Here is a 13644-nt window from a genome sequence, read left to right as displayed (position 1 = left end):
CTGACCCCTTATGTTAAGTTTTATTACGGACATTCAACACTACTGAATACAAGGTTCGCAACTGGTGTAACCACTCCTGCCGCTGTTCCAAAGTCAGGTTTCCCCAGAACTGTTGCGGGTCCCGTTCCAGGGAAGTGGTAGGCAGAATACAGGTGCTAACCGCAGAAAAATCCATAGATCAAAGGTAGCATTCTCGGCGGGGATCAACCAAAACGATATGCGGCTTCAGTTCCGTTGCCCCAATTTGTTGCCCGATTCCCAAAAAACGTCCCTGTTCATCATACACCCGCCACCAGGGCGATGGGGGGGCTGACCACACCTGCTTTTGTCCCTGACACCACGCCTGCGCCTGGGCTAAAGTTAAGGTGACGGCGGGCAAATGGTTGAGCAGGTGATCCGGGGCTTGGATCGGACAAGTTTTTGCCCGGATTTTGTCCTGCAATTGTTCTAAGGTCATACTGTTTTCTATAACCATGCCCCCGCTCTGCATCCGGGTTAAGGCACTCAGCGTGGCGGGGATACTTAATTTTTGTCCCACATCCCGTGCTAGGGAACGGATATAGGTGCCTGCGCCACAATGTACTAATAACGTCAATTCAGGAAAGTCCCCCGGTCGCCAGTCCTCAACGGTGATCTCAAAAATTTCCACTGACCGTTCTGGCAGGTGGACGGGTTCCCCCCGGCGGGCGAGGTCGTAGGCTCGTTGTCCTTGGATATGGATGGCACTAAAGGCGGGCGGGGTTTGGTGAATCGAGCCGATAAATTCTGGGAGGACGCTCTGGACTTGGTTTAGCGTCAAATCTTCAGCAGTTTTTTGTACTAATATACCTCCCCCCAAGTCATCCGTAGTGGTTTGCAGACCGAAGCGAAGGGTGGCTCGGTAGCGTTTGGTTTTGGGGAGAAAATCCAGCAGACGGGTCGCCCGTCCGAGGGCAATGGGCAGAACCCCGGTAGCCAAAGGGTCAAGCGTACCCCCATGCCCCACCCGTTTGAGTCGCAGACATCGCCGCACCTGTGCCACACAGTCATGGGAGGTGATGCCCAGGGGTTTATTCAGGTTCAAAAACCCATCCATTATTGGTTCATCAGCCGTTTTTATCATTTTAGAACACCTCTATATTTAGGACACCTCTAAAAATAGGTCGCAGGGGGCATCCCCCGCCCTTGGTTTTGGAAAATTCTTGTTTCTAAATTAAGTGGGATTGCTATGTATCAATTCAAAGTTAGCGGTCGCAGGGGGCATCCCCCGCCCTTGGTTTTGGAAAATTCTTGTTTCTAAATTAAGTGGGATTGCTACATATCAATTCAAAGTTAGCGGTCGCAGGGGGCATCCCCCGCCCTTGGTTCTAGAAAATTCTTGTTTCTAAATTAAGTGGGATTGCTATATATTCTGATCGAGTTAACCACATTTTTATTTTTTTTGAATTAGCCAGAAATCATCTTGATAAAAGGGTAGCTCTAGCAATTTCAAGTTAGCGGTCTTAGCACCCTTGATCCTGGGTAATATGGGTATGCCAAGGATGAGATTTATAGTTGCCGCAAATAAATAAAAATGCCCTTTATGGAACGCCAGTAATTACGACCCTGCAACCTATTTTTAACGGAAACTTCCCCCAATGGTTCACCGTCTCTAGGGGGGATCATCTAAATTAGCCATAGACCCAACAGAGGAAATTTCCCCATGACTCAGGCGCGGTTAATCATCGGCATGGCACTGCTGGCGGTGGGTGGAGCGGCAATTGCCCAGGCACAAGTCCGGCAAGCCAACCCAGAACATATCCAAAAGCTGAAACAAGGGGAATGTTTGCGATGCGATCTTGCCCAAACCGACTGGCAGGGGGCGAATTTACCGGGAATTAAAGCCACAGGTAGCGTTCTGCAACAGGCGAATTTTACCGGGGCAAATCTTCAGGGGGCGGATTTGAGTAAATGCAATTTGATTTTGAGCAATTTCACCCAGGCGAATCTCACCGGTGCCATTTTGAATGAATCTTTTTTGGTCACAGCCAAACTAATTAAAGCTGAATTACCGGGGGCGACGCTCATCAAAACTGACCTGCGGGATGCGGATTTAACAGGGGTAAATTTCCACAAGGCAAATCTCAGCGGCGCTCTCTTGATCAAAGCCCAACTTTACCAGGCGAATTTATCTGAGAGTAATTTGCAGTTTACGGCGATGTCTTTGACCAATTTGAATGAAGCCAATTTGAGCGGGGCGAACCTCCAGGGGGCGAATTTGCGGGGGGCAAATCTGACTGGGGCGAATTTAACCCGGGCGAATTTGGGGGGGGCAAATCTCACCGGGGCGAATCTGAGTGGGGCGAATTTGTACGGGGCGCAGATGCAGGGGGCATTGCTCACCAGTGTGATTTGGCGGGGGACGTTGATGCCCGATGGTTCCGTGCGGGGGCGGTAATTCAGCCCGATGGTTCCGTGTAGAGCGTTAGAATTTCCATTAGTGCTCATCCTACAAACCAGCGGCATGGAACGGGTATTACTGGTCAGTGCTGACCCCCAATTGGTCGAGGAATTGGGGCAGTATTTGACGCAATTAGGTGTCGAGTGGGACTGCCTGATCCCTGACCAAGTGATGCCCCAAACCTGTCCCCTGGCGCCGATGGTCTGGGTGGATTTGGGGGAAACGGGAGAAATCCAACGGCAACAACGGGTGGTGCAGGTTTGGCAGGGGTTGCCCCACTGTGTGCTTGGTCCCCGGGATAGCGCCCTAGCCATCACCAGTCTCCATAGGGGCGCGTATGCCTATCTGCCCCGCCAAGATATGACTTTGGAACGGGTGCAAGGGGTACTCCAACGGGTGGAACCGCCTTGTGCTGATGCCCCCCAGGCACAGCTCAGCCAATTGCACCACCTGGGGCAAACCACCTATGCCGAACCCGATGCGATGATCCAAGCCTATCTGGATACCGGTTGCCAGATTTTGGGTCTGCCCATTGGGCTTTGGACGGAGGGGGAAACCGTGCGTTTGGTGGGCGGGGACTGTCCCTTGCGGACGGGGAGCATCCTGGCGGGGGTGAATGCCTTTAGCCAAAAAGGGCTGTATTTGGGGATTTCTTTGCCCGTGCAGGTTCCCCAAAAAGGGGTGGGGTATCTGCGTTTTGCCGCCCTCACGCCCCCGGCACCCCTGTCCCCCCTGCAGAAACACCTGGCGCAGTTGTTGGCGCAATTTTTGGAACGGGGGCTGACCCAATTGGGCTTGGAACAACAGCAAAAAACGACGCAAATTGCCCTGGCTGCCAGTGAAGCCCGCAACCGCCGGTTGATCCAAAACCTGCAGGTGGGGGTGTTGGTTTTGGGTCGCCAGTTGGAAGTGCGGTTGATTAACCCGATGGCGCTGCGACTGCTGGGGCTGACGGGACGGCAATTGCTTAGCTCTGACCGCTTGAGTTTGGATTGGAATGCCATTCAGGAGGATGGTACGTTCTACACCCTCGATACCCATCCGATTACCCAAGCACTGCTCACGGGCAAGCCGGTGCATCAGGTGGTGATGGGCTTGTACCGGGCGAATACCCAGGAGCGGGTGTGGTTGATGATCTCCGTAGCGGTGGAACTGGATGCCCAGGGGCAGGTGGAGGAATTGGTCTGTACCTTGAGTGACATTACCGCTAGCAAACAAATGGCAGAAGCCAGCCGTTTGAATGAGGAACGGTATGTGCTGGCGATGAATGGGGCCAATGACGGGCTGTGGGACTGGGATTTGGAGGCCAATACCATTTACGTCTCCCCCCGCTGGCACGCCATTTTGGGACTGCCGCCGGAAGCCGCTGTCTGGGACCCGGAACAATGGTTTGAGCGCATTCACCCGGAGGACTATGGGCGGGTGCGGCAGGATGTGGCGGCCCATCTCCAGGGGGAACGGGAGTATTTTGAAAGCGAATACCGTATGCGCCATGAATCGGGGGAATATCGGTGGATGCTCAGCCGGGGGTTGGCGATCCGGGATAGCGATGGGCAGGTGTACCGCATGGCAGGTTCCCAGAGTGATATTACCGAGCGGAAACAGGCGGCCATGGCTTTGCACCAACAACTGCAACGCTCGCTTTTGCTCAAACAGATCACCGAGGAAATTCGCCGCAGTTTGGATGCCCAAAAGATTTTCCAGACCACCGTGCAACAGGTCGGTCCGGCATTTCAAGCGAGCCGTTGTCTGTTGTTGGTCTATGAGCCGAAACCGGAACCTTACCTGGTATGCGTGGCGGAATACGTGGCTCCAGGGGTTGCCCCCAGTCAGACCTACACCATTCCGGTGCTGGGTAATCCCCACGCCCAAAAGGTACTGGCTCATGATACGGCGGTGGCGACGGCGGATGTTACCCAGGACCCCCTGCTGGCACCGATGCAGTCCCTGTGCCAAACCTTGCAGATTCACTCGATGTTGGCGGTACGCACTTCCTACAAGGGACAAGCCAATGGGGTGATCGGGTTACACCAGTGCGACCGGTACCGGGACTGGACGACGGCGGAAATTACCCTGTTGGAGGACGTGGCGAACCAGGTGGGAATTGCCCTGGCGCAAGCCCGTCTCTTGGAGCAGGAGCGGGAACAGCGGGCGCAGTTGGCGGCGCAAAACCGCATTTTGGAGGAAACCCGGCGGGCGGCGGAGGCGGCGAGCCGTGCCAAATCGGAATTTTTAGCCAATATCAGCCACGAAATCCGTACCCCGATGAATGGGGTGTTGGGGATGACCGAACTGCTGTTGGATACGCCGCTGACTCGGGAGCAACGGGATTACCTGACCACCATCCAAACCAGTGCCAAAATTCTCCTGCACCAAATCAATGAACTGCTCGACCTGGGGAAATTGGAAGCCGGGAAAATGCAGTTGGTCTGTGAGGATTTCAACCTGCGCCACTGCCTGGAAGCGGTGCTGGATTTGCAGGCGCCCCTGGCTTTGGAAAAGGGGCTGTATTTAACCCTGCTTTTGCCCCCGGAAATCCCCGTGCATTTGCGGGGAGACAGCACCCGTCTGCGGCAGATTTTGGTGAATTTGGTGGGGAATGGCATCAAGTTCACCGAACGGGGGAGTATCACCATTCAAGTTGACCCGGTGCAGGTGGAGGAAACCCAGGCGACCTTGCATTTCAGCGTTACCGATACGGGCATTGGCATCCCCAACGACAAACGGGACAGTCTTTTTGAGCGGTTTGTGCAGGTGGATGCGTCCCCGGCGCGGCGGCAAGGGGGTACGGGCTTGGGGTTGACCATTTGCAAACAGTTGGTGCAGTTGATGGGCGGCAGGATTGGGGTGGACAGCATTTTGGGGGAAGGTTCCTGTTTTTGGTTCGATTTGACTCTGCCCCGGCAAATCCCGCCCCCACCGCCCCCCGAATACCCCTGGCGCGGCAATCACCTATTGGTGGTGGATGACCATAGCCCCAGCCGCCGCAGTCTCTTTTACCAGGGAGCCAGTCTGGGGTTGCAGGTGACGCTGTGTGAGGATGTTGCCCATGCCCTTCAGCACTTGCGTACCCAAACCTACCAGGGGGTGCTGGTGTCCCAGGTGGATTGGGCGGCGGAACTAGCCAAAACCGCTGACCGTCCCCTGCCGCTGGTGCTGTTGACCACCTCCACCCAAAGTCCCACCCTGTTTCCCCCCTTGGACCGCCAGGTGCGGGGTTTTTTGCCCAAACCCGTCAGCCAGGAACGCCTGGTGAATCTCTTGCAAGAACTCTGGCAGGCACCCACCCCAGCGCCCCCGCCCCCACCCAGTGCCCCCAATGCCCTGCCCCTGCGGATTTTGCTGGCAGAGGACAACGTGGTGAACCAAAAAGTCGCCCTCGGACAGCTGCGCCAGTTGGGCTACCAGGCGGAGGTGGCAAACAACGGGGTTGAAGTACTAAAATTATTAGAACATCATACTTATGATATTATTCTCATGGACTGTCAGATGCCGGATTTGGACGGGTATGAAACCTCCCGACGCATACGGCAGTTAGCTATTCCCCAGCCGGTGATCATCGCCCTGACCGCCCATGTGATGAAAGATGACCGGGAGAAATGTTTAGCCGCCGGGATGGATGATTATTTAAGTAAGCCGATTGCCCGGGAGCATCTGGGGGTAGCCCTCCAGCAATGGGGGGCACGGGTTACGGCACCACAACAGGAGGATCAGCGAATGGCAAATGTCAACGGGGTGATTAATAAAGATTATTTACGGGAAACCTTTGGGGATGACCCGGAATTTATCCAGGAATTGCTGGGGTTGTATCTCAGCGATGCCCAGGAGCGGGTGGCGGCGTTGCAACAGGCGAGTCAGCCGGTGCAATGGGAACGCCTGCGCCAGGAAGCCCATCAACTCAAGGGTGCCAGTGCCAACGTGGGAGCGGACGGGATGCGAAGCCTTGCCCAGCAGTTGGAGGAACTCGCCAGCCATGAGCAGAACCCGGAGCAGGTGGCGGGCTTGGTCCAGTCCATTACCAGTACCTTGGCTCAGGTTGCCCAGGAATTGGGGTAAAATGCCGGTAATCCCTGGGGACAAGGCATGAGCAATCGGGAATTGCAGGAACGGTATCGCAGTGGGGAGCGCAATTTCGATGGCGCTGATTTAAGCCGTTTGGATTTGAGCCGGATTGTCCTCAGCGAAGCCAGTTTGAACCGTGCCAATTTGTTTCGCACTGACCTATTGCTCGCCCAATTGGAAAAAAGCAATCTCAGCTATGCGGTCGCCTGCCGGGTAAATCTCAGCGGTGCCAATTTGACCGGGGCAATTTTGCGGGCAACGGATTTATACATGGCGAATTTGAACGGGGCAAAACTGGATCACGCTAATTTGAGCAAGGCTTATTTGCGGGGGGCGGATTTGACCCGGGCGGGCTTAAGCGGGGCGGATTTGAGCGGTGCCAACCTGATTGAAGCCAATCTCTACGGTGCCAACCTCACGGGTGCCAACCTGCGGGGGGCGTTTTTGATCGTGGCGAATTTGCGGGGTGCCATTCTTACAGGGGCAGACCTGACGGAAACCAACCTGAGCGGCGCCAACCTCACGGGGGTGAATTTGCAAGAGACGATTTTAACCGATGCGATTTTACCCCAGGATGGCACCCACCCCCCCCTGCGGCGAGCGCAACTGACCATGCCCCCCACCCCCACCAACCCGGAATTAATTGAAGAAATTTTTGGCACCCAATCCTGACCCCTGCTGTCTGGGTTAGATTAGCAGTAAGGTAATTCCGCCCCCGAGGGCTAGCGACCATGTGTATTTGTGTGAATTGTGCCTATGTGGATCAGTGCGTCACCTACCATGCGGTGGAACACCAACACCAGCAACCCCATTTGACCGATACGCCCACCTTTGAGCCGGTATCCCCCAGCATCAATGTGAATATCCGCTCCCGGGCAGAGGTGATTGAGATGGAATGGGACGTGGTGGGGTGCGAGTCCTTTGCCCTGGAAATGGGACGGTGGAGCCGCCTGCGTCCGGGGGAACCGGTGCCCACATGACCCTGGGGCTGGCACTCCATACGGCGGGTGCCACGGTGGGGCTGGCGGTGGGTCAGATCGGTGAACCTTATCGGGTCGAGCAATACGCCTGGGGGTGGGACACCAACCGTCACTTTCATGCCCAACTCGCCCAATTCCTCCAGCCCTATCGGTGGGCAGACCTGGACTTGCTGGCGGTGACCCGGGGTCCAGGTTCCTTTACCACCCTGCGGTTGGGGCTGGTAACCGCACGGATTTTGGCGCAGGAGTTGCACATTCCCCTATTTGCCCTGTCCACCCTGGGGGTTGCCAGTTTTGCCTACTCGGAACCGGTCGCCCTCTCCTGGCCGGCGGGGACAGATTTAATCTATGGGGGCATCTACCACCGGGGCTATGTTCAGCACCCCGACCAGGTCTTTACCCTCGCTGCCTGGCAGGAACTGATCAAAAATTGGCCGGAACCGGTGCAGGTGGCAGAGGACATTCATACCCAGGCCCCGGCGGATCAACTGCTCCACTGGGCGGGACAGCTTTGGGTGAACGGGGAACGTCCCCATTGGTCAGCCGCCCAACCCTTCTATGGCCGCTCCCCTGTGGATGCGGTGGGACTGCAAGTGTAAATGCTGTAGAAAGTGTTCCTAAGTAAATTGTTGACTGAGATTCATCGGGTCATGGACGGTAATTTTTTTCTTACTAATTGAAATCATGCCACTTTGGCGCAAATCCCCCAGCAAACGGGTGACCGTCACCCGCGTCGAACCAATCGCTTCCGCAATCGCCTGGTGTGAAAGTTTCAGATCAATCGTCACCCCCATACTGGCAGGTACCCCAAAATCCCGACACAAAATCAATAAAAAACTCGCCAACCGTGCCCCCATATCCCGATGCGCCAAGGTTTCAATCATCATTTCCGTTTGCAAAATGCGTGAGGACAACCCCCGTAGCAACATGAGGGATAATTCCGGGTCACTTTTCAACAGGATTTCAATCTGTTCAATCGGCACCGAATACAATTGCGTGGTGGTAAAAGCCACGGAATGATAAAACCGATCCGAGCGATGTCCGGTAATAAATGAAAGCACCCCAAACACACTATTTTCCCTCAGTAATGCTACGGTAATCTCCTCCCCTGATTCATAGACCCGGGAGAGTTTGACCGCCCCTTTGATTAAAAAATAAACCCGCTCGGCAGGGTCGCCAGGGAAAAAAATGGTTTTACCCCGCTCAAAGGTTTCTACGCCCTGGGGAAAGGTGCCGTTCGATAGACGCTGTAAAAGGGTGTAAAGGGGTTTGTCTTGCAGTACAGCCATCGCTTGGGGGCACCAGTTCTAAGGATAAATAACTATCATTTCAACCTATCGGGAACTGGTCAAAATAGATTGTATCCCTTGTAACCATTGGCTTGCTCTTGTGTTCGGGCACATTCCAGGGTAGGGTGAAACAGGGTACAGACATTTTTGGCGAAACATTCATGTTGAATTTGCAGGGGAAAAAAGCCTTAATTTTGGGGATTGCCAATGAGTATTCGATTGCCTGGGGGATTGCCCAACAGTTGCATCAGGCGGGGGCGACTTTGGGGGTGACCTATCTCCCGGATGAAAAAGACCGCTTCAAGCAAAAGGTCGGGCAGTTGACCGCCCCCCTGGAGCCGGAGTTGTTTCTCCCCTGCGATGTGCAAAAAGATGAGCAGATTGAAGCGCTGTTTCAAGCCGTAACAGCCAAGTGGGGCAGTTTAGATATATTAGTGCATTGTCTGGCTTTTGTCCCGAAAGAGGGTTTGGAAGGGGATTTTAGCCGGATTTCCCGTGCTGGGTTTATGCAAGCCTTGGATGTCAGTACCTATTCGCTGGTTGCTCTATGTCGGGCGGCGAAACCCCTGTTTACCCCAACGGCTTCTGTGATTACATTGACCTATTTGGGCGGGGTGCGGGTGGTGCCCAATTACAATACGGCGGGGATTACCAAGGCAGGGTTGGAGATGTGTGTGCGTTATCTCGCCTACGAGTTGGGGGCGCAGGGGGTGCGGGTGAATGCGATTTCCGCTGGCCCCATTAAAACCCTGGCTTCTTCGGCGGTGGGGGGGATTCGGGACATGATTCAGCAGGTGCGGCAGGTGGCGCCCTTGCGCCGGTCGGTGACCCAGGTGGAGGTGGGGAATGCGGCGGCGTTCCTGTGTAGCGATTTAGCCAGTGGGATTACGGGGCAAATTCTCTACGTGGATGCGGGCTATGAAATTATGGGGATGACGGCGGGGGAAGCATAAAAAAAGCGGGAAATCATTTTGCTTACCGAGGTCGGAATTGACTGAGCAGGGGCACCCCGCCAATGAGTAGGAATAATCCCCCCATGCTAGTGAAAAGGGTGGCGACAAACCAAAGTTCTAAAAAACTGCGAATGCGAGCCGAACGAGGTTGCTCCGGGTTGTACAACACCTCTACGGATTGCCCCACCTGACCGGCAAATCGCATCGGTTCCCCGTCCGGTAATTGAAATTGCACAACGGGATGATAACCCCCCCTGCGTTCTAGGGCGATGACCTCCCCCGGTGCAGTCGCCGCTGTTGCCAAAAAGGTGCGGGTGTGGTGCAAAAAAACCAACCCAACGGCAAAAAAAATTGCCCCAACTCCGGCAAAGATGCCCCCAAAAATCCAAAGAAACTGGCGGTCGGACATCGAAATCTCAAAGTTTATTGAAAGTTTATTGAAATTGTATAATACGTTTGACCCACCCACCGGCTGATTTTATGGGCGAAGCCAAACGTCGTCAAGCTACCACCACCCCTGCCTCTCCCAACCGGCGTGCCGTTCTAATGCAACAATTTATGACCTGGACAACTCGGGGAACGTGGGCGGGCATTATCATTCTGGGACTTTTTTGGGTCACCATCCGCTTCATTGGTCCTGGCTTGGGCTGGTGGCAATTGGCGGGGGAATGACTTGGTACAATTGCCCCTGGCTCCCTAAAAATCCCTATGGCGCATCTCTCTAAACTCGCGGGTTTGCTTCTGGCGGGTTTTGTCTCCACTTTAACCTCCCATGCCCTGGGTGCTACGCCATCTCCCCAGGTGCGTTTAGCCGGGACTCCCGCCCCAGGCACTTGGTTTTCTGCCCAGTTGATTGCCCAGGAAACCCGCACCACCCCAGGCCGTCCCCTGCGGATTTATGACCAGCATATTGCCCAGATGTTTGCCGTGACCGGGGGACTGTGCCGCCAATTTCCCCAGGTGCAGGGCTGGCGGTGGGATTACCGGGCGGGGGGTGGGCAGATACCGATGGGGGAATTTCGCATCCCCTGCGAGATGGCGAGTACGATGCTGAATAGGTTTGGCAAGGGACAGGAGCAAACCGTCCCCCTCCAAGTGGGCAACCAATCCCAAACGCTACGGGTGACCACCCTCAACCTCACCGGGGAACGAATCGCCCAATGGCTGGATGTGACTGCAAATTTTCGCCCCTGGGTGGATGCCGCTGGTCAGGTACGCCAGATCATGGACACCTTAAAACGCACCAAAATCCCAGTTTTTCTGCCCCAGGAACCCCTGCGAGCGGGAGCGATGCAACTCTTTTTTGTGAGTGCAACTGTCCAGCCCGACCGTTATGACATTGGGTTGTACACCTTTCCCGGTTGTACTGCCGGTGCCTGTACGTTTGGTTCCCTCAGCGGCGAACGGGGCGGCAAATTATCCACCCCTAACCGGGAATTTCCTGGTGAAACCCGTCAAAAAGTAACCTTAGCGGGGGGCATCCCAGGTCAGTTTGTCAACAGTTGCGGGGCGTACTGTACAGCCATGGTGGAATGGCTCAACCAGGGGGTGCGTTACCGCATGACCGCTAGAAATGCTGACCTGGACGGCTTGGTGCAGTACGCTAACACAGCCATCCAGGCCGGTGCCCGTTAGATGCTCTATTGCAGGCTGGACAACAGCGCCACCAGTCCCTTACCCGTCAGCAATTCCAAAGCAATCAGGGAGACAAAGCCAATCATCGCCAAACGACCGTTCAACCGCTCGGCGTACTCGGTAAACCCAACCCGGGACTCCTCATCCACATACATCTTGGGTTCGATGGCAAAGTTATTCAAACGCCCGCCGTCTTCCACCGTGTAGCTCCGGGGACGCAGGGTCTCTTGTTGGGTGGTCATGGTCAAACTCCTAAAGTTCAAACTATGTTAACACCTTACCATGAATGTTAACTTTTGTAAAAAATCTATCGCCAAAAAAAACCAGCGGGGTAGCCCACTGGCAGTTGGATTCATGGCCGGTTTGGTGTCCTATTTCCCTTCCGAGAAGTCCGCATCAATCACGTCCCCATCCCCTGGCGGCGGCGATTGGGGGGTGTCCCCACTGGCCTGCTGGTAGAGGTTGGTGTTGACGCTGTAGAGGGTCTGTTGCAGGTCGTTGTTGAGGGTTTTGATCCGCTCCCAGTTTTCCTGGTTGATGGCTTCCCGCAGGTCTTTGACCAAGCCCTCAATTTTGGTTTTATCGGCGGCGGGGAGTTTGTCCCCCAACTCTTTGAGTTGCCGTTCCGCTTGGTAGGCGAGGGAGTCGGCTTGGTTTTTCAACTCCACCTGCTCCTTGCGCTCCCGGTCGGCGGCGGCGTTCATTTCTGCATCCCGCACCATCCGCTCCACCTCTTCTTTGGACAGGGTGGAGGAACCGGAAATGGTGATGGACTGCACCTTGCCGGAGGCTTTGTCTTTGGCGGTGACATTCAGAATGCCGTTGGCATCAATGTCAAAGGTAACTTCAATCTGGGGCACTCCCCGGGGCGCCGGGGGAATCCCATCCAAACGGAAGGTACCCAGGCTCTTGTTCCCGGACGCCAATTCCCGCTCCCCTTGCAGGACGTGGATTTCCACATTGGTTTGGTTGTCCACAGCGGTGGAAAACACCTCGGTTTTTTTGGTGGGAATGGTGGTATTGCGGGGAATCATTTTGGTCATCACCCCGCCCAGGGTTTCCACCCCCAGGGACAAGGGCGTGACATCCAACAGCAGAATGTCCTTGACTTCCCCGGAAAGTACCCCGGCTTGCACGGCGGCTCCCACTGCCACCACCTCGTCCGGGTTGACGCTCTGGTTGGGTTCTTTGCCCAGGATTTGGCGCACCAGTTGTTGCACGGCGGGAATCCGGGTGGAACCCCCTACCATCACCACCTCATCAATTTTGCTCCTGTCCAGCTTGGCATCCCGCAGGGCTTGCTCCACCGGCACCTTACACCGGTCAAACAGGTCGCTACAGAGTTCCTCAAATTTCGCCCGGGTCAGGGTCATTTCCAGGTGCTTGGGCCCATCCTGGGTGGCGGTAATAAAGGGCAGGTTGATGTCCGTCTGGCTGACGCTGGAAAGTTCGATTTTGGCTTTTTCGGCGGCTTCGGTCAGCCGTTGCAGGGCTTGCTTGTCCTTGCGCAGGTCAATGCCTTCCTTGGCCAGAAAATCCTGCGCCATCCAGTCCACGATTTTTTTGTCAAAGTCATCCCCGCCCAGGTGGGTATCCCCGGAGGTGGCAAGTACCTCAAACACCCCATCCCCGACCTCCAGAATGGACACGTCAAATGTCCCACCCCCCAGGTCAAACACCAGGATGGTTTCATTAGCCTTCTTATCCAGCCCATACGCCAGGGAAGCCGCCGTCGGTTCATTGATAATCCGCAGGACTTCCAAACCGGCAATTTTGCCCGCATCCTTAGTCGCTTGCCGCTGGGAATCATTGAAATACGCTGGAACGGTAATCACCGCCTGGGTCACCGGTTCCCCCAGGTACTTGCTGGCATCATCCGCCAGTTTCCGCAACACCTGAGCCGAAATTTCCTCCGGCGCAAATTGCTTGCCCAGTTGGGGGCAGTCAATCTTCACATTGCCATTACTATCCCGCAGGACTTTGTAGGGAACCTGCTTGGCTTCATTGGTGACTTCATCGTACTTACGCCCGATAAATCGTTTCACCGAATAGAAGGTGTTATCGGGATTAATCACCGCCTGACGTTTGGCGATCTGCCCTACCAGACGGTCGCCGTTTTTGGCATAAGCCACAATCGAAGGGGTGGTGCGAAATCCTTCCGCATTGGCAATGACAACGGGCTGTCCGCCTTCCATCACTGCCACCACCGAGTTGGTTGTCCCTAGGTCAATGCCCACAACTTTAGCCATGAATCTCTGCCGCTCCTAAAAAAAGCAAATTTCGGTGGGTTTACCCCCGTATTTCCT

Annotated in this window: 14 protein-coding genes; 8 read left to right on the top strand and 6 right to left on the bottom strand. The window is 55.2% G+C overall.

What is annotated here, in order from left to right; translation table 11 throughout:
- Nucleotides 1-13: 13 nt before the first annotated feature.
- Nucleotides 14-175: a hypothetical protein gene (locus MLD66_RS01090; RefSeq protein WP_247215103.1), complete on the bottom strand. Its 162-nt coding sequence runs from the start codon at nucleotides 173-175 to the stop codon at nucleotides 14-16.
- A gap of 3 nt (nucleotides 176-178) precedes the next feature.
- The gene (truB, locus tag MLD66_RS01085; protein ID WP_247215102.1) at nucleotides 179-1102 is read right to left on the bottom strand and encodes a tRNA pseudouridine(55) synthase TruB; all 924 of its coding nucleotides are present in this window, start codon (nucleotides 1100-1102) and stop codon (nucleotides 179-181) included.
- Nucleotides 1103-1681: 579 nt separating this feature from the next.
- Here truB and MLD66_RS14430 point away from each other — a divergent pair.
- The 5 genes from MLD66_RS14430 to tsaB all read left to right on the top strand — a co-directional run bounded on the left by MLD66_RS14430 (nucleotide 1682) and on the right by tsaB (nucleotide 8060).
- Nucleotides 1682-2416: a pentapeptide repeat-containing protein gene (locus MLD66_RS14430; protein WP_281438395.1), complete on the top strand. Its 735-nt coding sequence runs from the start codon at nucleotides 1682-1684 to the stop codon at nucleotides 2414-2416.
- Between the two features lie 66 nt (nucleotides 2417-2482).
- The gene (locus MLD66_RS01070) at nucleotides 2483-6475 is read left to right on the top strand and encodes a response regulator (RefSeq protein WP_247215101.1); all 3993 of its coding nucleotides are present in this window, start codon (nucleotides 2483-2485) and stop codon (nucleotides 6473-6475) included.
- 27 nt (nucleotides 6476-6502) lie between these two features.
- On the top strand, nucleotides 6503-7153 hold the full coding sequence (locus MLD66_RS01065; RefSeq protein ID WP_247215100.1) for a pentapeptide repeat-containing protein: 651 nt from the start codon (nucleotides 6503-6505) through the stop codon (nucleotides 7151-7153).
- A gap of 59 nt (nucleotides 7154-7212) precedes the next feature.
- Entirely contained in the window at nucleotides 7213-7461 is a 249-nt protein-coding gene (locus tag MLD66_RS01060) for a Ycf34 family protein (RefSeq protein WP_247215099.1), read from the top strand.
- Nucleotides 7377-8060, top strand: a complete 684-nt coding sequence (gene tsaB / locus MLD66_RS01055) for a tRNA (adenosine(37)-N6)-threonylcarbamoyltransferase complex dimerization subunit type 1 TsaB (RefSeq protein ID WP_247215098.1) — start codon at nucleotides 7377-7379, stop codon at nucleotides 8058-8060. The genes MLD66_RS01060 and tsaB overlap by 85 nt, the downstream gene beginning before the upstream one ends.
- 18 nt (nucleotides 8061-8078) lie before the next feature.
- Here tsaB and ntcA read toward each other — a convergent pair whose 3' ends face one another.
- Nucleotides 8079-8750 (bottom strand): global nitrogen regulator NtcA, encoded by a 672-nt coding sequence (gene ntcA / locus MLD66_RS01050; protein ID WP_247215097.1) that lies wholly within the window; start codon nucleotides 8748-8750, stop codon nucleotides 8079-8081.
- 161 nt (nucleotides 8751-8911) lie between these two features.
- Between ntcA and fabI the strand changes: the two genes are divergently transcribed.
- On the top strand, nucleotides 8912-9703 hold the full coding sequence (fabI, locus tag MLD66_RS01045) for an enoyl-ACP reductase FabI (RefSeq protein WP_247218877.1): 792 nt from the start codon (nucleotides 8912-8914) through the stop codon (nucleotides 9701-9703).
- A gap of 22 nt (nucleotides 9704-9725) precedes the next feature.
- Here the strand turns inward: fabI and MLD66_RS01040 are convergent, their stop codons facing one another.
- Nucleotides 9726-10112, bottom strand: a complete 387-nt coding sequence (locus tag MLD66_RS01040; RefSeq protein ID WP_247215096.1) for a DUF3592 domain-containing protein — start codon at nucleotides 10110-10112, stop codon at nucleotides 9726-9728.
- Between the two features lie 71 nt (nucleotides 10113-10183).
- Here MLD66_RS01040 and MLD66_RS01035 point away from each other — a divergent pair, with 71 nt between their 5' ends.
- Together MLD66_RS01035 and MLD66_RS01030 are read left to right on the top strand one after the other, a co-directional pair.
- Entirely contained in the window at nucleotides 10184-10375 is a 192-nt protein-coding gene (locus tag MLD66_RS01035) for a DUF2839 domain-containing protein (RefSeq protein ID WP_247215095.1), read from the top strand.
- A 36-nt stretch (nucleotides 10376-10411) separates the two neighbouring features.
- Nucleotides 10412-11338 (top strand): hypothetical protein, encoded by a 927-nt coding sequence (locus MLD66_RS01030; protein ID WP_247215094.1) that lies wholly within the window; start codon nucleotides 10412-10414, stop codon nucleotides 11336-11338.
- Between the two features lie 5 nt (nucleotides 11339-11343).
- Here MLD66_RS01030 and MLD66_RS01025 read toward each other — a convergent pair whose 3' ends face one another.
- Nucleotides 11344-11580, bottom strand: a complete 237-nt coding sequence (locus tag MLD66_RS01025; protein WP_247215093.1) for a chlorophyll a/b-binding protein — start codon at nucleotides 11578-11580, stop codon at nucleotides 11344-11346.
- A gap of 129 nt (nucleotides 11581-11709) precedes the next feature.
- Complete coding sequence (gene dnaK / locus MLD66_RS01020; RefSeq protein WP_247215092.1) at nucleotides 11710-13587, bottom strand: molecular chaperone DnaK; 1878 nt, start codon at nucleotides 13585-13587, stop codon at nucleotides 11710-11712.
- Nucleotides 13588-13644: the final 57 nt, after the last annotated feature.

This window comes from Synechococcus sp. C9 (assembly GCF_022984075.1).
In the GTDB taxonomy this organism is placed as follows: Bacteria; Cyanobacteriota; Cyanobacteriia; order Gloeomargaritales; family Gloeomargaritaceae; genus Gloeomargarita.
The sequence above is the reverse complement of the archived record's forward strand: the minus strand, read 5'-3'. Positions and strand labels throughout refer to the sequence as shown.